The organism is Paraburkholderia sp. BR10954, from assembly GCF_040965775.1.
Lineage (GTDB): Bacteria > Pseudomonadota > Gammaproteobacteria > Burkholderiales > Burkholderiaceae > Paraburkholderia > Paraburkholderia youngii.
In genome coordinates this window covers 1-248 of the sequence record NZ_JBFRCK010000348.1, presented here as the reverse complement: position 1 = coordinate 248, position 248 = coordinate 1, and the positions used below count along the sequence as shown (strand labels likewise).

At 58.1% G+C, this 248-nt stretch carries 1 pseudogene; it reads left to right on the top strand.

The features are described 5' to 3' along the window. Positions 1-114, top strand: a pseudogene (locus AB4Y34_RS42520) (IS5/IS1182 family transposase); the annotation flags it as partial. Between the last annotated feature and the right edge of the window lie 134 nt (positions 115-248).

Here is a 248-nt window from a genome sequence, read left to right as displayed (position 1 = left end):
CGGCGTCTCGCACGTGACTATGAACGGCTTCCCGAAACTCTCGCTGGGCTTCATTTCGTCGTCTTCGCAATGCTCATGCTTGTCCACGCCGTGCCAGTACTTCAAAGTTCCTAACACGCTCTAGTCTCATCGTCGACAGCACGGGATTGAGCTTTGGGCGGGCGAGCCAGTGGTACGAGGAAAAGTACGGCAGAAGGCCGCGCGCACGCCGTGGCGCAAGATGCATCTGTCGATCGACGCTGACATGA